The 17317-nt window shown below is 65.4% G+C and carries 17 protein-coding genes; 8 read left to right on the forward strand and 9 right to left on the reverse strand.

Annotated elements, in window-relative coordinates; genetic code table 11:
* Positions 1-145: 145 nt before the first annotated feature.
* Positions 146-1012 carry a pirin family protein gene (locus MJ122_RS11445; RefSeq protein ID WP_239744233.1) on the reverse strand — a complete coding sequence of 289 codons (867 nt, stop codon included), beginning with the start codon at positions 1010-1012 and terminating at the stop codon, positions 146-148.
* Positions 1013-1142: 130 nt separating this feature from the next.
* On the opposite strand from MJ122_RS11445, the gene MJ122_RS11450 reads away from it, so the two are divergent.
* The 3 genes from MJ122_RS11450 to MJ122_RS11460 all read left to right on the forward strand — a co-directional run bounded on the left by MJ122_RS11450 (position 1143) and on the right by MJ122_RS11460 (position 5292).
* Positions 1143-1616, forward strand: a complete 474-nt coding sequence (locus tag MJ122_RS11450; protein WP_017518666.1) for a DUF3859 domain-containing protein — start codon at positions 1143-1145, stop codon at positions 1614-1616.
* A 330-nt stretch (positions 1617-1946) separates the two neighbouring features.
* Positions 1947-3908: a DUF1302 domain-containing protein gene (locus MJ122_RS11455; RefSeq protein ID WP_239744234.1), complete on the forward strand. Its 1962-nt coding sequence runs from the start codon at positions 1947-1949 to the stop codon at positions 3906-3908.
* A gap of 13 nt (positions 3909-3921) precedes the next feature.
* Positions 3922-5292 carry a DUF1329 domain-containing protein gene (locus tag MJ122_RS11460; RefSeq protein WP_239744235.1) on the forward strand — a complete coding sequence of 457 codons (1371 nt, stop codon included), beginning with the start codon at positions 3922-3924 and terminating at the stop codon, positions 5290-5292.
* 258 nt (positions 5293-5550) lie between these two features.
* On the opposite strand, the gene MJ122_RS11465 is transcribed toward MJ122_RS11460, so the two are convergent.
* Positions 5551-5988 (reverse strand): Lrp/AsnC family transcriptional regulator, encoded by a 438-nt coding sequence (locus tag MJ122_RS11465; RefSeq protein ID WP_239744236.1) that lies wholly within the window; start codon positions 5986-5988, stop codon positions 5551-5553.
* A gap of 130 nt (positions 5989-6118) precedes the next feature.
* Between MJ122_RS11465 and MJ122_RS11470 the strand changes: the two genes are divergently transcribed.
* Together MJ122_RS11470 and MJ122_RS11475 are read left to right on the forward strand one after the other, a co-directional pair.
* A complete protein-coding gene (locus MJ122_RS11470) occupies positions 6119-7012 on the forward strand; it encodes a DMT family transporter (protein ID WP_239744237.1) in 894 nt (297 codons plus the stop codon).
* A gap of 155 nt (positions 7013-7167) precedes the next feature.
* On the forward strand, positions 7168-8241 hold the full coding sequence (locus tag MJ122_RS11475) for a DUF1615 domain-containing protein (protein WP_275590663.1): 1074 nt from the start codon (positions 7168-7170) through the stop codon (positions 8239-8241).
* A 1-nt stretch (position 8242) separates the two neighbouring features.
* Here the strand turns inward: MJ122_RS11475 and MJ122_RS11480 are convergent, their stop codons facing one another.
* The gene (locus tag MJ122_RS11480; RefSeq protein WP_017518660.1) at positions 8243-8539 is read right to left on the reverse strand and encodes a hypothetical protein; all 297 of its coding nucleotides are present in this window, start codon (positions 8537-8539) and stop codon (positions 8243-8245) included.
* Between the two features lie 186 nt (positions 8540-8725).
* Here MJ122_RS11480 and MJ122_RS11485 point away from each other — a divergent pair, with 186 nt between their 5' ends.
* The 3 genes from MJ122_RS11485 (at position 8726) to MJ122_RS11495 (ending at position 11049) form a co-directional block, all read left to right on the forward strand.
* Positions 8726-9217 carry a DUF1543 domain-containing protein gene (locus MJ122_RS11485; protein ID WP_017518659.1) on the forward strand — a complete coding sequence of 164 codons (492 nt, stop codon included), beginning with the start codon at positions 8726-8728 and terminating at the stop codon, positions 9215-9217.
* Between the two features lie 79 nt (positions 9218-9296).
* Positions 9297-9710 (forward strand): arsenate reductase ArsC, encoded by a 414-nt coding sequence (locus MJ122_RS11490; protein ID WP_088417250.1) that lies wholly within the window; start codon positions 9297-9299, stop codon positions 9708-9710.
* A 343-nt stretch (positions 9711-10053) separates the two neighbouring features.
* Positions 10054-11049, forward strand: coding sequence for an LLM class flavin-dependent oxidoreductase (locus MJ122_RS11495; RefSeq protein ID WP_088417249.1), 996 nt, complete (start codon positions 10054-10056; stop codon positions 11047-11049).
* A 190-nt stretch (positions 11050-11239) separates the two neighbouring features.
* Here MJ122_RS11495 and MJ122_RS11500 read toward each other — a convergent pair whose 3' ends face one another.
* The 6 genes from MJ122_RS11500 to MJ122_RS11525 all read right to left on the reverse strand — a co-directional run bounded on the left by MJ122_RS11500 (position 11240) and on the right by MJ122_RS11525 (position 17188).
* Complete coding sequence (locus MJ122_RS11500; RefSeq protein WP_081516740.1) at positions 11240-11608, reverse strand: YajD family HNH nuclease; 369 nt, start codon at positions 11606-11608, stop codon at positions 11240-11242.
* A 59-nt stretch (positions 11609-11667) separates the two neighbouring features.
* Entirely contained in the window at positions 11668-12024 is a 357-nt protein-coding gene (locus tag MJ122_RS11505) for a YbaN family protein (protein ID WP_345772977.1), read from the reverse strand.
* A gap of 73 nt (positions 12025-12097) precedes the next feature.
* Complete coding sequence (locus MJ122_RS11510) at positions 12098-12697, reverse strand: biliverdin-producing heme oxygenase (protein WP_239744238.1); 600 nt, start codon at positions 12695-12697, stop codon at positions 12098-12100.
* Positions 12698-12910: 213 nt separating this feature from the next.
* Positions 12911-15514 carry a TonB-dependent receptor gene (locus MJ122_RS11515; protein WP_239744239.1) on the reverse strand — a complete coding sequence of 868 codons (2604 nt, stop codon included), beginning with the start codon at positions 15512-15514 and terminating at the stop codon, positions 12911-12913.
* A gap of 121 nt (positions 15515-15635) precedes the next feature.
* Positions 15636-16592, reverse strand: coding sequence for a FecR domain-containing protein (locus MJ122_RS11520; protein ID WP_275590652.1), 957 nt, complete (start codon positions 16590-16592; stop codon positions 15636-15638).
* A gap of 74 nt (positions 16593-16666) precedes the next feature.
* The gene (locus MJ122_RS11525) at positions 16667-17188 is read right to left on the reverse strand and encodes a sigma-70 family RNA polymerase sigma factor (RefSeq protein WP_017518651.1); all 522 of its coding nucleotides are present in this window, start codon (positions 17186-17188) and stop codon (positions 16667-16669) included.
* Positions 17189-17317: the final 129 nt, after the last annotated feature.

A 17317-nucleotide genomic window follows, 5' to 3' on the forward strand; every position in this document is an offset into this window, starting at 1 on the left:
CACGGACTCCTTGGGCCAGATGTAGCGGGCTTGCCATCGGCAAGGGTTCGGGGGCGCGATGCTGCGGCAAGCCGCTGCGCGAGTCCTCAAGCATTCGCCGCTTTCGATGGCAAGGCGGCGATTTCTGATCGATTTCTCTGTATGGCTAGCGCGGCAGTTCGATGCGTTCCGACTCGCCCGGTACCCTCGGCCAGTCGTGGGCGGCCCAGCGGGCGCGGGCGCTGTCGATCCGCTCGGGATCGCTGGCGACGAAGTTCCAGTTCATCCGCCTCGGCCCGTCCAACGGGTCGCCGCCGATGATCACCGCGTGGCAGTCGCCACAGGCGCTGAGGGTGAAGGCCTCGCCCTCCGGCAGGACGACCAGCTGCTGCAGCGGCAGCGCCTCGTCGTCCAGCAGCGCATCGCCTTCGATCAGGTATAGCGCGCGCTCGGGATGTTCGTCGGGGATCGCCAGGGTCGCCCCGGCGCTGAGCTGCAGGTCGGCATAGAGCGTCTTGGAGCGCACCGGCACCGGCGACTCCAGGCAGAAGCCTGTGCCTGCGATCATGCGGATGCGCACACCCAGGCTGTCGCTCTCCGGCAGGCTGGCGCTGGCGTGGTGGCTGTAGCTGGGCTCACAGTCCTCCAGCGCGCGTGGCAGGGCCAGCCAGACCTGCAGGCCGTGCAGGCGCGAGCCACTGTGCAGCAGGTCGGCCGGGGTCCGCTCGACGTGGGCGACGCCGCGCCCGGCGGTCATCCAGCTGACGTCGCCGGGCAGCACGAGCTGGTCCGAGCCGAGGCTGTCCTTGTGCTGCACCTGGCCCTCGAACAGGTAGGTGAGGGTGGACAGGCCGATGTGCGGATGCTGGCGGATGTCCATGCCGTGCGCCGGCGCGAAGCGGTTTTCGAGCATATGGTCGAAGAACACGAAGGGGCCGACATTGCGGCGCTGGGCCGAGGGCAGGGGGCGCAGGATGGGCATGCCTTCGACGTCTTCGGCGCGGGGGCGGATGGTTAGCAGGTTGTCGCTCATGATGCTGTCCAGTGGTCCGATTCACGCATGATAGCCGCTTGGCACGGCGCCGAGCGGCCTCGCTTCAAGCTGTCATCAGCCTGTCACGCCCATGTCATAGCCTCGCGCGGACCCCAACAAGGAGCGCGACATGTCCATTTCCCGCCTGCCAGCAGTCCTGGCTCTCTCCCTGGCTTGTACCTTTGCCTCCTCGGCTTTCGCCGAAGTGCGCGTCAACGGCCCGGTGGAGTACGGCGTCTTCGTCAGCCAGTACAAGGATTACCAGCCGGGCGAGCGTGTGCTCAGCCGCAGCGAGCAGGAGATCGAAGCCACTACCCGCGTGCCCGCCAAGCTGGGCACCAAGTTCGGCATGCGCTACCAGCTCAGCGGCAAGCAGGAAGGCGATACCCCGCTGACCCTGCTGTACTTCACCCCCGGCGTGGTGACTCCGGACGGCCAGCGCCACGACAAGCTCGAAGTCGTACAGAAGCTGGTGGTGGGCGCGCCCACCGACGTGATGGCCTACCAGTTCACTGAGAATCATGAAGTCGTGCAGGGCCAATGGCGCTTCATGGTCTTCCAGGGCGACCGGTTGCTGGCGGAAAAGACCTTCACCGTGGAATAAGTCTCGAAGTACGGCCCCTCGGTCGTAACTTCTGTGTGAAAAAAGCCCGGCTATTTGCCGGGCTTTTCTTTGCTTACTGAATGACGCGGATGACATCTGCGGATTGGCAGCAGGGAAACAGTTTGTTACTTTGCCTGCACGATAGTCCCAACTCCCGCGTGCGAGCCAGAAGAGGAGAGGGGGCCAAAGCGTCCGCAAGCGCTCTGGCAGGAGTGTTACTGCACGATGGCCCGGCATGTCCGGAGCCGTCGGCAGCCGAGAAACGAATAAGAACAGCGCCGGCCGCAATGACCGGGGCGATAAATCTTGGCCATGGAGGTAATGCTGTCTATGAACAGTCGATTGGGTGCGCGCTCGTCCATTTTCTGGGCACCGCGCAAAGCGGGGGCGGTGATGGGGCTTCTGCCGCTGCTGGTGGCAGGGTCGGCCCAGGCCCTGGAGTTCAAGCTGGCCGAGAACGAGATCACCGGCTCGCTGGACAGCACGCTGTCCTACGGCGCGATGTGGCGCGTGCAGGGCCGCGAGAAGAGCAACATCACCGATATCAATGCCGACGACGGCAACCGCAACTTCGATACCGGGCTGGTTTCCCAGGTCTTCAAGCTCACCTCCGACCTCTCGGCCAAGTACCAGAACTACGGCCTGTTCATGCGCGGCACTGCCTACTACGACACGCAGATCATGGACAAGCGCAACGACTACTACGACACCACCAACGGCGTGGAACGTCCCAGCCAGTCGTTCCCGCAGGACGATCACTTCACCGATGACACCCGCCACATCGCCGGGCGCAAGGCCGAGCTGCTGGATGCCTACCTGTCCGGCAGCTGGGACGTCGCCGAGCATCCGCTGACCGGCCGCGTCGGCCGCCAGGTGCTGAACTGGGGCGAGGGCGTGTTCTACCGGGGCGGCATCAACACCATCAACCCGGTGGACGCCGCGCGCTTCCACCTGCCGGGCTCCGAGCTCAAGGAAGTGCTGGTGCCGACCGAGGCGCTGAGCCTCAACTTCGGCCTGACCGACGACCTGTCCATGGAGACCTTCTACCAGTGGAAGTGGAAGGAAACCCGCCTCGACTCGGTAGGTACCTACTTCTCCGACACCGACCTCTTCAGCGACGGCGGCAACACCGCCTACACCACGGAAGACAACCCGCTGATCAAGGAACTGCTGGCCGGTTATCCCACGGTTGCCTCCCTCGGGCTGCTGGGCAACGGGCCACATGGGCCGAACGCCTACCTGAACCCCAATACCGGGACCTTCAAGGTGGCCAATGTCGGCAAGGACATCGAGGCCCGTGACAGCGGCCAGTTCGGCGTCGCCTTCCGCTACATCGCCGAGGAACTCAACTCCACCGAGTTCGGCTTCTACTTCGTCAATTACCACGCCAAGGAGCCGCAGATCGCGGTGGACCTGCGCGGCTACCAGGGCGTCGACGTCGACGCGCTGAACTCGCTGCTCGGCCCGCTCGGCCTCGGCGAGGCCGTGCCGGGCCTGGCGACGCTGGACATGGCGAGCAACGCCGAGGCCCGTCGCGACTACGTCGAAGACATCCGCATGTACGGCTTCAGCTTCAACACCACCCTGGGCGATGCCTCGGTGTCCGGCGAGATCGCCTACCGGCCGAACATGCCGATCAGCATCTCCGCCACCGACGACCTGCTGGGCGACCTGCTGACCCAGGGCGTACTCGGCCAGACCAACCTGTTCGATGCCAACACGCCGGCCGGCCAGGCCTGCGCACCGGTGGCCGGCAAGCAGCTGTGCCGTGGCGAGCTATTCGAGAACTACGAGCGCGCCGAGACCTACAACATCTCGCTGTCGACCATCTACAACTTCGGCCCGCACCTGAGCTTCGATTCGATGACCGGCGTCGCCGAACTGGCCTCCGAACACATTCGAGGCAGCAGCCTGAAATACACCGCCTGGGATGGCAGCGAGCGCAAGTTCGTCGGCGCCCAGGACAAGGCCTACGTCGGTGGCAATGGCGACGACGTGCAGATCAGCCGCGACAGCTACGGCTACACCCTGTTGCTCACCGGCAGCTGGAACGACGTCTACGCTGGCGTGAAGCTGTCGCCCTACGCCGTCTACCAGGAGGATTTCAGCGGCAACTCCGACCGCACCGGCAACTTCATCGAGGGCCGCAAGGCCTACACCCTCGGTATCGACGCCAGCTACCTGAACACCTTCGAGGTCGGCACCCAGTACACCAACTACTACGGCGCCGGCTCCAGCAACTCCATGCGCGACCGCGACAACGTCTCGATCACCGCGAAATACTCGTTCTGATCCGGAGAGAACCATGTACAAGAAGAGTTCCCTGATCGTCCTTGCCACGTTGACTGCCCTGGCCGTCACCGATGCGCGTGCCGCCGTCCCGGCCGACCAGGCCGCCCAGTTGAAAAGCAGCCTGACCCCCATGGGCGCGGAGAAGGCCGGCAACGCCGCCGGCAGCATTCCCGCCTGGAGCGGTGGCCTGACTTCGGCGCCCGCCGGCTACAAGGGACCCGGGGCGCACCATGTCGACCCGTTCGCTGGCGAGAAGCCCAGGTTCGTCATCACCAAGGCCAACCTCGACCAGTACAAGGCGAACCTGACGCCGGGGCAGATCGCGCTGTTCAACGCCTACCCGGACACCTACCAGATGCCGGTCTACCAGACCCACCGCACCGGCTCGGCGCCGCAGTGGATCTACGACAACATCTACAAGAACGCCACCAGCGCCAAGCTGGTCGAAGGCGGCAACGGCTTCTCCGATGCCTACGGCGGCGTGCCGTTCCCGATCCCGCAGAGCGGCGTGGAAGCGGTGTGGAACCACATTGCCCGCTATCGCGGCACCTACATCGTGCGCCGCTCCTCCCAGGCCGGCGTGCAGCGCAACGGCGCCTATGCGCTGGTGACCTCGCAGGACGAAGCGCTGTTCCGCTTCTACGACCCCAAGGGCAGCTTCGAGAAGCTCGGCAACACCCTGTTCTACTACATGACCTTCACCACCGCCCCGGCCCGCCTGGCCGGTAACGGCGCGCTGGTGCAGGAGACCCTCGACCAGGTCAAGGAGCCGCGCCAGGCCTGGGGTTACAACCCTGGCCAGCGCCGCGTGCGCCGCGCCCCGACGCTGGCCTACGACACCCCCATCGAAGATTCCGATGGCCTGCGTACCGCCGACGACACCGACATGTACAACGGCGCGCCGGACCGCTACGACTGGACCCTGGTAGGCAAGAAGGAAATCTACATCCCCTACAACAACTACCAGATCACCAGCCCGGAGGTTAAGTACAAGGACCTGCTCACTCCCGGCCACGTCAATCCCAAGTACACCCGCTACGAGCTGCACCGCGTGTGGGTGGTGGACGGCAAGCTGAAGCCCGGTGCGCGGCACATCTACTCGCGCCGCACCCTGTACCTCGACGAGGACAGCTGGGGCGCCGCCGTGGTCGACCAGTATGACGGCCGCGGCGAGCTGTGGCGGGTGTCGCTGGCCTACCTGAAGAGTTTCTACGAGCAACCGATGGTGTGGACCGCGCTGGACACCTTCCATGACCTCCAGGCGCACCGCTACAGCATCCAGTGGCTGGACAACGAGGAGCCCGGCACCGCCGATTTCAGCCAGCCAGCGCCGGACGATTCAAACTTCAGCCCCTCGGCGCTGCGCCGCAAGGCATCGCGCTGAGCGTGTGAACGACAAAGGCCCCGAAAGGGGCCTTCTTTTTCTGTCGTGGGTTCGCTGGATCAAGAGCCCCTCTCCCTGAAGGCAGAGGGGACTGTTCGGCGCAGGTTGAAACGATGGCATCAGCCGGCGCAGTCGGCTCCCTCTCCCTTCGGAGCGGGGCGCGCAGCCAGGGCGGGGAGAGGGAAAAGGCGCCCGCACGGACTCGCAGGAAAAAGACACTCCGAAGCCACGCGAAAGCACCTCGTCTAACAACGATGCTCACGCCATCGGCGGCAAGCGCCGCTTCACCGGGCTCTTCTTGACGATGGCGGTGTTGGTCTCGGCGAAGCCGTTGAGGTGGTCGAGAATTTCGTCCAGCTGCTCCATGGAGCGCACGCACATCCGTGCGTAGAAGCAGTCCTCACCGGTGACCTTGTCGCACTCGGTGAACTCGGGAATCGCCAGGATCTGTTTCTCCACGTCCTGCAGTTTTCCCGGCAGCGGGCGCACCCGGACTATGGCTTGCAGGTGGTAGCCAAAGGCGCGTGGATCGACGTTCACCGTGTAGCCGGTGATCACCTGGCGCTCCTCCAGCTTGCGCAGGCGCTCGGCAACGCTGGGGGAGCTCAGGCCGCTGACCTGGGCCAGGGCCTTGAGGGATAGGCGCGAGTCTTCCATCAGCGCGGCGATCAACAGTTGGTCGATGTCGTCGGTCATCTCGGTCTCGAAAGGTGAAGTTGGCGAATTGCCTTGATAGTAAAGGTAAACATTAGGATTTGCCTGCATTAGGCGATGGAGTGCACGAATCCCCCCGTTCATACTGGTCACCAACAAGCGGAGGTGAACCATGAACGAAGGAATCAGGCGCGGCACCCTGGAAATGATCAGCGCCATGCTGATCTGCGGCACCATCGGCTGGCTGGTGGTGGTTTCCGGCCAGCCGGTGCTGGATGTGGTGTTCTGGCGCTGCGTGTTCGGCGCCGCGACGCTCCTGGTGATCTGCGCGGCCATGGGCTTGCTGCGGCCCGGCGTCCTCACCCGTGCCACTTTCGGCCTGGCGCTGCTCAGCGGCGCGGCGATCGTCGGCAACTGGGTGCTGCTGTTCGGCTCCTACTCGCGGGCATCGATTGCCATCGGCACGGCGGTCTATAACGTGCAGCCGTTCCTGCTGGTGTTGCTCGGCGCGCTGTTCCTCGGCGAGAAGGTGACCGCGCAAAAGCTCGCCTGGCTTGGCCTTTCCTTCATCGGCATGCTCGCCATCGTCAGCGCGCACGGCGAAGCGGGGCAGGTGGGTAGCGACTATCTGGGTGGCATCGCCCTGGCCCTCGGTGCGGCGGCGCTGTATGCAGTGGCGGCGTTGATCATCAAGCGCTTGACCGGCGTACCGCCGCACCTGATCGCACTGATCCAGGCGGTGACCGGCGTCCTGCTGCTGGCGCCCTGGGCGAACCTCTCTCCACTGCCGCAGGCCCCCACAGCCTGGGCCAGCCTGGCGACGCTGGGCATCGTGCACACCGGCATCATGTACGTGCTGCTCTATGGCGCGATCCAGAAACTGCCCACGGCGCTGACCGGCGCACTCTCGTTCATTTACCCGATCGCCGCGATCTTCGTCGACTGGTTCGCCTTCGGCCACCGCCTGACTCCGTTGCAGTGGCTGGGCGTGGTCGCCATCCTGCTGGCTGCCGCCGGCATGCAACGCGGCTGGAGCCTGAACCTGCGACGCCTGGCCTGGCGCTGAAATCCATGCTTGCCTGACAATGCCGGGGAACCTGTGCCGACGGGCGCAGGTCCTGTAGGCGGCGGAAATCAAGCAAGGAACGGACTATGACTGCGGCTGCCCTGACGGCAGATTCATCCGGCCTGAAAAGGCCTTCACCACGACTCATGCACCTGCTGGGCCTGGCCGCGCTGCTGGCGCTGGCCGGCTGCGGCACTCGCGCACCCAGCGTGCCGGAGCCCACCCCGGAAGAGGTACGCGGCACATTGGCCAGGCTGATTCCGGCTGGCGCGTCCGACCGCCAGGGCTGGGCGAAGGACATCCAGGTCGCGTTCACCACCCAGCGCATTCCGGCAACCACCGAAAACCTTTGCTCGGTGGTGGCGATCACCGAGCAGGAGTCCAATTTCAAGGCCGACCCGCCGGTACCGGGCCTGGGCAAGATCGCCCGCGCCGAGATCGACCGGCGTGCGAGCAAGGTGCATGTGCCGGGTTTCCTCATCGATACCGCGCTGGCGCTGAAATCGCCGAACGGCCGCACCTACAGCCAGCGCCTGGCGAGCGCGAAAACCGAGCGGGAGCTGAGCGCGATCTTCGATGACTTCATCGGTGGCGTACCGCTGGGCCAGCAACTGTTCGGCCGCTTCAACCCGGTGCATACCGGCGGACCGATGCAGGTCAGCATCGAGTTCGCCCAGACCCACGCCGACGGCTATCCGTACCCGGTGGACGGCAGTATCCGCCGCGAGGTGTTCACTCGTCGCGGCGGCATGTACTTCGGAGTTGCCCACCTGCTCGGTTACCCGGTGAACTACCCCCGCCAGCTGTACCGATTCGCCGACTTCAACGCCGGCTGGTACGCCAGCCGCAACGCGGCGTTCCAGCGTGTGGTGTCAGACCTGACCGGTATCACCCTGGCACTGGATGGCGACCTGATCCTCTACGGCAGCTATGACGCCGGCAGCACCGAGAAGGCGGTGCGCACCCTGGCGCCGAAACTGGGCATGAGCGAGCGGGAAATCCGCCACGACCTGGAGCTGGGCGACAAGCCGGAGTTCACGAAGTCGGAGCTCTACACCAAGGTCTTCGCGCTGGCCGAACGCTCCGCGGGCAAGCCGATGCCGCGGGCGATGCTGCCGGGCATCACGCTGCACAGCCCGAAGATCACCCGCCAGCTCACCACGGCCTGGTTCGCCCAGCGCGTGGACGAGCGCTACCAGCGTTGCCTGAGGCGCGCGCCGAAGAACTGAATCAGTCGCCCTCGGCAGGCTGACAGATACCGTTGGCGCCCTTCTTGCCGGTGTAGGAAACCGAGGCTGTGCCATCGGGGTTGATGCTGATGGAAATCGTCACCCCCGAGCCCTTGGCTTCGTAGTAGTTGTCGTTGACCACCTTGAGCCTGGCTTCCTGGCCATTGATGTAGACCGGTCCGCCCTCGTCGGAGTGGACCTGGATATTCATCGGGCAGTCGTAATTGAGCATGGGGATGGCGGCAAAGACGGGCTGCACGACGATCAGCGACAGCGTGGCGATCAGTAGCGATTTCATGGCGTCTCCCGGATGAATGCATGCATGGCGCGGGGCCCTGCGGACATGCTCAGCTTAGTGCAGGCGTCGCCCGGCGCTACAACGCCAGCCGGTCTCGCTGGCGCTTGGCCATTTATCCGCCACTGGATTGAACCTGCCCCGGGGTGGATATGTCAGAGCCAGTCTGAAACCTGGGAAGGGGCTGAAATGCTGTTCGTAGTCATGCTGGGGGGACGCCATCCGCGCGCGCGGATCGAAGTCCATGACGTGGCCTTCGTCATTGGCGACAACCTGAAATCCACCTATCCGCAATTGCGCGAGGCCTGGTTCGGCAGCCCGGATGGCCTGCATATCGACTCCTGGCTGGAGGTGGACGGCGTCGAGGCGTACCGCGTCGAGTTCAGCGCGGCGATGCCGGCGCCGGGCGAACTGCGATTGTTCTTCGTTAACCTGGGTGGCTACGAACTGGGCAGTTTCGGCGAGGCGCACCAGTACGTGCTGGTGGCTGCGCGCGACGCGGCTGACGCCAAGGTGCGCGCCAAGCGGCGCATGCCGCGCAGCTGGGACAAGGCGCATACCGACGCGGTGATCGACGTCGACGACTGCATTGCCATCGACCAGGTCGGCGGGCGCTACGTGCACCTGGTGGAGGGCGAGAGCCGCGGCATCGTACAGCGCAGCGACTACATCGTGTTGTGAGCCTTCATGGTGCTGACACGGCCCTGTCATAAAACCTGACGTATAAGGGGCGCACAGCCGACCCCGTGCCGAGGTAACAATGACCGAGAAACGCCGAGTCCTGTTCGTCTGCGTTGCCAACGATGCCCGCTCGCCGATGGCCGAGGCGCTGCTGCGGCATACCGATGGCGAGCACTTCGAAGCCTTCAGCGCTGGCATCCACCCGACCGCCATCGACCCGCGTGCGCGCAATGTGCTGGAGCACGCAGGTATCTCCGCCGAAGGCCTGCGCAGCAAGTCGATAGACGAGTTCCGCGGCCAGCACTTCGATTACCTGATCGACCTGTGCGACAAGTCCACCGACGAGGGCGACGAGCTGCCAAGTTCCAGCGAGGTGATCGTGTGGAACTTCAGCGACCCGGCCCACAGCGAACAGCACGACCCGTTCCGCCACACCCTGCAGGAAATCAGTGATCGCCTGAAGCTCTTCGAAATGGTGAAGAACCGCGAGTGAAGTTTCCGGCGAGGACTAAGCAAAAAGCCCGCGCGGATGCGGGCTTTTTGCTTCGTAGGCCACAGGATTTCGCCGTTGCCGGGGGAGGATGACCGGCGGATTCCCGTAGAGATGGGGCGCTGGTCCTTCAGCGCAAGTGCATTCTGGCTGCCCCGCATGACAGGGTGGTGACCATCCCGTGAACGCTCCATGGCCATGCGCTGTCACTGCTGTATCACTCGCCGGCATGAGCACTATCAATCCCGACAAGTGGCCAGGCGCAGGGTGCGTCGATAGAGTCATGGTCAAAGTCATGTCCGCGGCGTTGCTTGCAGGCGTCCGCGTGACCCGAATTGGAGTGCTTATGAAGTCCCTGTCAGATATTGCCTTCTCCATGCTCGACCTGGTGCCCGTGCGTGACCAGGGCACCGCTGCCGAGGCGCTGCACAATGCCGTCGAGGTTGCCCGTCACGTCGAGCGCCTGGGCTTTACCCGCTACTGGCTGGCGGAGCACCACAACATGGACGGCATCGCCAGTTCGGCCACTGCGGTGCTGATTGGCCACATTGCCGGCAAGACCGAGCGCATCCGTGTCGGCTCAGGCGGGGTGATGCTGCCCAATCACCCGCCGCTGGTGGTGGCGGAAAATTTCGGCACCCTGGAGACCCTCTATCCCGGTCGTATCGACCTGGGGCTGGGCCGTGCGCCCGGCGCCGACCAGGCGACCATGCGCGCGCTGCGCCGCGATCGCCTGGGCGATGGCGCGGACTTCCCCGAGCAGGTTGCCGAACTGGAAATGCTCCTCGGCCCGCGCCGCTCCCAGCAGTCACTGCTGGCGATTCCGGGGGAGGGCACCAACGTGCCGATCTGGCTGCTGGGCTCCAGCCTGTTCAGCGCCCATCTGGCCGCGCAGAAAGGCCTGCCCTATGCCTTCGCTTCGCACTTCGCGCCGCGCTACCTGCATGACGCGCTGCGCATCTACCGCGAGAACTTCCAGCCCTCGGCGGTGCTCGACAAGCCCTATGCCATGATCGGCGTACCGCTGGTGGCCGCGCCGACCGACGAGGAAGCCGAATACCTGGCGACCACGGCCTTCCAGCGGGTACTGGCGCTGATCCGTGGCGACAGCCTGAAGCAGAAGCCGCCGGTGAAAAGCATGGCTGGCCTGTGGCTGCCCCACGAGCAGGACGCGGTGGGCAATTTCTTCGGCCTGGCGGTGATCGGCGGGCCGGAGAAGGTGCGCAGCCGCCTGGAGATTCTGCTGGAGCAGACCGGCGTGGACGAAATCATCTTCACCAGCGACATCTACGACCACGAACTGCGCCTGCGCTCGCTGGAGATCGTGGCCGGCCTGCGCTGATTTCCACCTGCAGGAGCTCGCGATCGCGCGTATGGCCGCTCCTAAAGGGAGATACGGCGTCCGAGAACGGCGTAGGAGCGGACTCTGCCCGCGATGGTGTCCGGTGCGATGCGGGCCAATCGCGGACGCAGTCCGTTCCTACCCATCCGCCTGCATCGGCAGAACCCTGAGGCAGCAAATGGGGCAGGCCTCAGGCCTCCCCGTCGTCCTTCTTCTTCAGCAGGTCCGCCAGCCCGGCCAATCCCTTGTGGGTGACCTTCGGCCCCTTGGCGCCGGCGTCGTTGCTGTTCTGGTAGTGCAGGTCCACCTGCCGCTGGTGTTCGTTGTCGTGGCAGAACAGGCACAGCAACTCCCAGTTGGAGCCATCCTCGGGGTTGTTGTCGTGGTTGTGGTCGCGGTGGTGGACGGTCAGCTCGCGCAGGCGTACGCCGCTGAACTCGCGGGCGCAGCGGCCACAGATCCAGGGGTACATCTTCAGGGCTTTTTCGCGGTAGCTGGTTTCGCGGCGGCGCTGGGCTTCGGCGAGGACGGCGTCGACTTTGCTGGTGGGCTGGTTCATGGCTCGTGGAAGAGAGTGTGGAGTCGGACTTCCAGCATAAGTCCGCTGCCGCGCGCTGGCTACGGCCTGGGCGTGTCCGGCCGCGACCAGATCCACAGATTGCCAACCGCCATGCCGAGGATCACCGCGTACAGCCAGAGGCCATGGGGCAGGGTGATCAGCATGATCGCCAGGGCTGCAAGCATCGCCAGGCTGGCGCTGATCTTGGCGCGGCGGGCGACGGCGCGGCCGTTGCGCCAGTTGTGCAGGATGGGGCCGAACAGCCGGTGGTTCTCCAGCCAGGCGGACAGGCGCGGCGAACTCTTCGACGCGGCCCAGGCGGCGAGCAGGACGAACTCGGTGGTCGGCAACCCCGGCACCACCAATCCCACCATGCCCACGCCGAGGCTGGTGTACGCCAGCAATGCAAATGCCACTCGCGCCAGCCGCGAGCGCGCGGGGCCGAAGGGATTGGCGCGCGCCGCATCACCAGGCGCGCGCTCGAGAGCGTCAGACGGCGGCGGGAGCACTGTCGTAGCTGTGTTGCAGCAGGTGGGAGAAGCGCTCGAAAGCGGCGATGGCGCCGGCTTCGGCTTCACGCTCTTCGGCCTCGCTCAGCTCCAGGGCGTCGAGGGTACGGGTGAAGCGTTTCCAACCCTCGGCACGGCCGCCTTCGGGCTCGCCCAGGTGGCGCGCGCCAGTGTTCTCGTCCAGGCCCAGAGCGGCGACGCGCTTGATCAGGAAGGCAGCGCCGAGCTTGGAGCCTTCGGAAACGAACAGCCAGCCCAGGGCATGGGCCCGGGTCGGGTTGCTGACGGCGCCGGCGACCGGGCCGGGGACTTCGGTGTCGAGGTCGGCCAGGTCCAGGCGGGCCTGTTCGGCGCGGCAGCGCTGTGGCAGGTCGGGGAAGATCCTGCCCAGCTCGGCATCCTGGTACAGGGCCTGCAGCTCGGACTGGAACAGGTACTGGGCGACCACGAAGCGGGCGAAACGCTCGCGGCTGGAGAAGGGCTCGCGGGCCTTGACGGCGCGGTCGAGCCGCTCGTGGGGAGCATGGGTCAGCGCATTCAGGCGCTGCGAGCGCAGGGCGGGGAGTTCCACGGTGGTCATGTCCAATTCCTTGAAATTACACGGCTTTGTAGACGAGACGAATCAGCGTTGGGAAAGCGTAAAGATTGTCGGATGTTCAATGGGTGATGCCGCATCGAAGCGGGTTCGCGAGCAAGCTCGCTCCTACAGGGTTTGATGCTCTTCGTAGGAGCGAGCTTGCTCGCGAACAGAGCTGGCACGGGGTTCATCAGTAATCCCGGGCCAGTCAGTGCATCAGATGTCCCACACCAGATTGATCGCGAAGTTGCGGCCCGGCTGGGTCAGGCGGTCGAGGTTGGCCGGGGCCAGTACCGAGGCTTCGCCGACGCCGTCGTAGCCGCGCACGTCATCCCACAGCCAGTACTTCTTGTCGGTGAGGTTGTACAGGCCTGCGTTGAGGGTCAGGTCGTCGGTCAGCTTGTAGTAGCCGGTCAGGTCGAGGATGCCGAAGCCCGGGGTCTTGAACTGGCTGCTGGTGCCGTCCGGGGCGTTGAACTGGCTGTCATCCACGCGATCCTTGCGCTTGACCAGGGTCCAGTCGAGCAGGGCGCCGTAGCGGCCGGCCTGCTCGTCGTAGCCCAGGCCGAATACGCCGGTGAGCGGGTTGACGCTGTTGATCGGTTCGCCGGTGTCCTTGTTGCGGCCGTAGGCGTAGGCCACCGAGCCCTTGGTGTAGAGGCCCTGCGGAGCGCCGAACGGGCCCAGTTCCAGACGGCCTTTCACTTCCACGCCCTTGATGATCGCGTGCTTGATGTTGTTGCTGGTGAAGGTCGGTTCGTCGTAGCCAGGGGTGATGGCATCTTCGTTGATGAAGTCGCGGTACTTGTTATAGAAGACCGCCACGTCGAACGAGCCTTCCTCGAAGTTGCCGCGCAGGCCGGTCTCGTAGCTCTGGCTGCGTTCCGGGTCCAGGTCCGGGTTGGGCTCCACGCGGTAGCCGCTGGTGGGGTTGTCGAAGCGGCCGTACAGCGCCTTGGCGGTCGGGGTGCGGAAGCCCTGGGCGTACTGGCCGTACCACAGGTAGTTGTCGTTGAACGCGTAGGTTACGCCGAGCTTGGGCGAGAGCTGGTGCCAGCTCTTGCTCTCGCTGCTGACGTCGCCTTCGCCGCTCTGGTCGACCGTGCGCAGGAACTCCTCGGTGATGTGCGGTTTCAGGCGGGTGTGGTCGTAACGCAGACCGGGCAGGAAGGTCCAGTCGTTCCAGCGGATCTCGTCCTGGGCGAAGAGGGCATAGGTGTCGATGGTCGGATCGGGGAAATCGCTGCTGCGGGCCAGTCGGTCGGAAGCGACCGAGCTCGGGCCGCCGACGGTGGTGCAGGTACGGCTGACGGCCAGGCAGGTGGCATCGCCTTCGCGGTAGCCGGTGACCTTCTGGCGCTTGAGGGTGGTGCCGTAGGTCAACAGGTGGTCGGTGTCGCCCAGGGCGAAGGCCTTGTCCATCTGCAGGTCCAGTACCCACTGGCGCTCCTTGTACTGGGTCTCGCGGGTCCGCAGCACCTGGCGGGTGATGGGGTAGTAGAACTCGTCGGTGCTCTGGTCGGTCTTGGCGATCTGGTAGTTGAAGGTCCACTTCAGGTGATCGGCCACCGCGCTGTCCAGCAGCATCTGGTGTTCCAGGCCATAGCGCTCGCGGGTGATGGTGTCGTTGCCGGTGCGCCACTGGTACATGCCGCCGGGCAGAACGGAGTCCGGGATGGTCGGCGCACCGTTGAAGTACGGGCCGCCGTAGGCGCTCTTCTGGTCGGTGTCGACGTCGTCCTTGTACTTCTCGTAGACCAGGCCGAAGCGGCTGCCTTCGGCGTAGTTCCAACCCAGCTTGGCCAGTACGTTGGTGGTGCGCACGTCCTCGGGGTTGGCTTCGGTGCGCGACAGCCCGGTACCGCCGGTGCTGCCATAGGACTCGGTCTCGTGGCCGTTGCGCTGGCTCAGGTGCAGCAGGCCGTCGAAATCGTCGTGGCGGCCGGCGACGGTAGCAGAGGTCAGCCAGCTGTCATCGGCGGAGCTGTAGCCGGTCTTCAGGCGCGCGCCGACGTCCTGGCCATCCTTGATGATGTCGTCCGGGTCGAGGGTGAAGTAGCTCACCGCGCCACCGATGGCGTTGCTGCCGTACAGGGCCGAGGCCGGGCCACGGAGGATTTCCACGCGCTTGATGATCTCCGGGTCGACGTAGTTGCGCTCGGTCTGCGCATAGGGGCCGTTGAAGAAGCTGTTGGGAATCTCGACGCCATCGACCTGCGTCAGCACGCGGTCGCCGTCGATGCCACGGATGTTGTAGCCGGTGATGCCGGCACGGTTGCCGGTGCCGCCGACGGAGACGCCGGGCATGTCGCGCACCAGCTCCTTGATGCTGTTGACGTTCTTGCGGTCCAGATCCTCGCGGCCGACGACGTTCACCGTTGAGGGCACCGAGGTGACGCTCTGCGCCTGGCGGGTGGCGGTGACGGTGAGCGGCTGCATCTCGGCGACGGAGGAGAGGTTGCGCTCCAGCACCACGTTGCGCGGGCCGAGCTGGCGCACGGTGAGGCCGGTGCCGCCGAGCAGGGTCTTCAGCGCGCGCTCCGCCGGCAGGCGGCCGCTGACGCCCGGAGATACCACGCCATCGGCCAGGTCGCCGGCAACGCCAACCTGCCAGCCGGTCACCGCGCTGAACTGGTTCAGTGCCTGGGGCAGCGGCTGACGGGCGATGTCGAAGCTGTAGCCGGCCTGGGTCTGGCTGGCTTCGGCGGCCAGGGCGGAAGTGGCCGGCAGGCTGGCGAGTCCGATGGACAGGGCGAGCAGCGAGATGCTGGCCGGGGCGCAAAGCCGGCGCAGAGGGGCACGCGAAGAAGCAATGGTCATCGAAGGGCTCTCTTAGTCAGTCTTTGTTCGCATTCGTAAATGCGAATCTATTGCATTGGCTTCTGACTAAACGAACGAGCCTTTCGGATCGCGTAAAAATACTTCTATCGGGTGCGGGCTATCAGTTGAGGATCAGCAGTTTCGGGTATTCGTGCAGCTCGGCGGAGGTGATCTGCGCCAGCGAACGGGCCACGCCCAGCGGGTCGTCCAGGCGCCAGTTGCCGGTGACGCTGAGGTTCTCCAGGCGCTCGTTGGTATTGACGATCCAGCCGGGGTAATAACGGCGCAGCTCGGCCAGCACCTGGCTGAGCGGGCAGTTCTCGAACACCATGCGGCCCTTCACCCAGGCCAGCTGGGATTGGGCCTCGGCGCCGTGCTGGCGTTCGCCGAAGCCCTGCGGGCCGACGCGGATACTGTCGCCAGCGCCGAGGCTGACGCGGGCGTCGTCCTGGCGTGTGCGCAGGTCCACTTCGCCGCGCTGCACGCTGACTTCCGCCTCGTTGCCCACGTAGCGCACGGCGAATGCGGTCCCACGCACGGTGACCTGCACCGGCCCGGCTTCCACCTCGAAGGGGCGGCTGCGGTCATGGGCGATGTCGAAGAAGGCTTCGCCGCGGTAGAGGCGGGCGATGCGCTGCTGGTCATCGACCTTGCTGGAGAGCGCGGTATCAGTGTTGAGCAGCACATTGGAGCCGTCGGCCAGCTGGACTTTCTGGCGTTCGCCGACCGCGGTGAGGTGGTCCGCGCGCAGGCGTGTCAGCAGATCGCCCTGGACCACGACGCCGATGGCGAGCATCACTGCGGCAGCCGTGGCGAGGGGTTTCCAGAAACGGCGCGGGCGATGGACCGGTCGGGCCTTTTCCTGCGCCAGCCTGCGCTCCAGGCGCGCGGCGGCGACCGGCAGCAACGGCGACTGCCACGCTTCGCGCACGCGCTGGTATGCGCGCGCGTTGTCTTCGCTGGCGGCGAGCCAGGCATCGAAGCGCGAGCGGCTGGCGGCGTCCATGTCGTCCTCGAGGACAAGCCAGTCGAGGGCTTCGGCCACTGCCTGCTCGTCTGGCTGTGGGGAGTGGGGCAAGGAGCGATCCTCGGGGCGGTGCCGGGGCAGTGAGCCGCGCATTGTTGTCGAATCGAGCGGCGAACGGTAGTCCGTCATACCGTTTCCTCGAGGCGGCTGACCAGTCCGACGCAGATCGCCATGATCAGTTTCAGCTCCTTCTGCACCGTGCTGGGCGAGATGTCGAGCTGCTCGGCGATCTCCGCGTAGCCGCAGCCGTGCAGGCGGCTGAGGATGAAGATGCGCTGCTGGCGCCCGCTGAGTTGCTCGAGTGTGGCGCCCAGTCTTTCCAGCAGCTTCTGCGCGTGCAATTGATCCTCGGCGCTGGAACCGGGCGCTGGCACGGCCTGCAACACGTCGAAAGGCACATCCTCGAGCAGGGTCCGCGACTGCATGCGCCGGTGGCGCAGGTGGTCCAGGGCAAGGTTACGGCCGGTCTGGAAAAGGAAGGGTTCCAGGTGATCGATGCGGCGTTCGAGCAGGGTGCGGGCGACGCGCAGGTAGGTTTCCTGCACTAGGTCTTCGGCGATGCTCGGATTCTTCACCATCCGTACGAGCGTGCGCAGCAAGGGCAGGCGCTGGGCCAGGAAGACCGCGTCGAGGTTGGAAGTGCTCACAAGGGCGTCCAGCAGGAATAATTATCAAATGATAATTAATATTATTAAGATGGAGCAGATGGCACAAGCCCACGCCGGGTTCCGGATGGGTGCGGCCCAACGAAAAAAGGGCGAGGCGCGCGGGGCGCC

This window comes from Pseudomonas sp. DP-17, assembly GCF_022380625.1.
GTDB classification, from domain to species: Bacteria; Pseudomonadota; Gammaproteobacteria; order Pseudomonadales; family Pseudomonadaceae; genus Pseudomonas; species Pseudomonas nitroreducens_A.

Excerpts from the sequence above, each read along its gene's own strand:
- MJ122_RS11445 (WP_239744233.1), bottom strand. The coding sequence starts at position 1,012 with ATGAGCGACAACCTGCTAACCATCCGCCCCCGCGCCGAAGACGTCGAA.
- MJ122_RS11450 (WP_017518666.1), top strand. The coding sequence starts at position 1,143 with ATGTCCATTTCCCGCCTGCCAGCAGTCCTGGCTCTCTCCCTGGCTTGT.
- MJ122_RS11455 (WP_239744234.1), top strand. The coding sequence starts at position 1,947 with ATGAACAGTCGATTGGGTGCGCGCTCGTCCATTTTCTGGGCACCGCGC.
- MJ122_RS11460 (WP_239744235.1), top strand. The coding sequence starts at position 3,922 with ATGTACAAGAAGAGTTCCCTGATCGTCCTTGCCACGTTGACTGCCCTG.
- MJ122_RS11465 (WP_239744236.1), bottom strand. The coding sequence starts at position 5,988 with ATGACCGACGACATCGACCAACTGTTGATCGCCGCGCTGATGGAAGAC.
- MJ122_RS11470 (WP_239744237.1), top strand. The coding sequence starts at position 6,119 with ATGAACGAAGGAATCAGGCGCGGCACCCTGGAAATGATCAGCGCCATG.
- MJ122_RS11480 (WP_017518660.1), bottom strand. The coding sequence starts at position 8,539 with ATGAAATCGCTACTGATCGCCACGCTGTCGCTGATCGTCGTGCAGCCC.
- MJ122_RS11485 (WP_017518659.1), top strand. The coding sequence starts at position 8,726 with ATGCTGTTCGTAGTCATGCTGGGGGGACGCCATCCGCGCGCGCGGATC.
- MJ122_RS11490 (WP_088417250.1), top strand. The coding sequence starts at position 9,297 with ATGACCGAGAAACGCCGAGTCCTGTTCGTCTGCGTTGCCAACGATGCC.
- MJ122_RS11495 (WP_088417249.1), top strand. The coding sequence starts at position 10,054 with ATGAAGTCCCTGTCAGATATTGCCTTCTCCATGCTCGACCTGGTGCCC.
- MJ122_RS11500 (WP_081516740.1), bottom strand. The coding sequence starts at position 11,608 with ATGAACCAGCCCACCAGCAAAGTCGACGCCGTCCTCGCCGAAGCCCAG.
- MJ122_RS11510 (WP_239744238.1), bottom strand. The coding sequence starts at position 12,697 with ATGACCACCGTGGAACTCCCCGCCCTGCGCTCGCAGCGCCTGAATGCG.
- MJ122_RS11515 (WP_239744239.1), bottom strand. The coding sequence starts at position 15,514 with ATGACCATTGCTTCTTCGCGTGCCCCTCTGCGCCGGCTTTGCGCCCCG.